Here is a 438-nt window from a genome sequence, read left to right as displayed (position 1 = left end):
CGTTAGCATTCATAAGGAGTTGAACTTTCACAATGATTAAAATTTTTATAAGTCATGCTTCGGAAGATAAAGCTGAGTTTGTTCGGCCTCTCGTATCTGAAATAAGTAAATTATATGATGTTTGGTATGACGAATTTAATTTGAACTTGGGTGATAGTTTACTTCAATCTATACAGAAAGGACTTATAGAATCTGACTACGGCCTAGTAGTTCTAAGCCCCAATTTTTTTAAAAAGCACTGGACTCAAGCTGAATTAGATGGCCTATTTTCATTGGAAATAGCTACTGGTAAAAAAATAATTCCAATCTGGCACCAATTAACTTTTGAAGATGTGGCTAAAGAGTCACCTATTTTAGCAGGTCGTTTAGCTGCCAATTCAAGTGCAGGGATTAGTACAATAGCGAGGCAGATAGAGTCAGTTGTATCATCCGATAGAG

The 438-nt window shown here is 35.8% G+C and carries 1 protein-coding gene; it reads left to right on the top strand.

The genetic code is table 11. The features are described from left to right. Positions 1-32: 32 nt before the first annotated feature. The coding region (locus tag OCI93_RS21020; RefSeq protein WP_261627270.1) for a toll/interleukin-1 receptor domain-containing protein at positions 33-438 on the top strand (406 nt) is incomplete at its 3' end.

Source organism: Pseudoalteromonas holothuriae, from assembly GCF_945859825.1.
Taxonomy (GTDB): Bacteria; Pseudomonadota; Gammaproteobacteria; order Enterobacterales; family Alteromonadaceae; genus Pseudoalteromonas; species Pseudoalteromonas holothuriae.
Note: the sequence above shows the minus strand (reverse complement) of the source record. Positions and strands in the feature narration are given on the sequence as shown.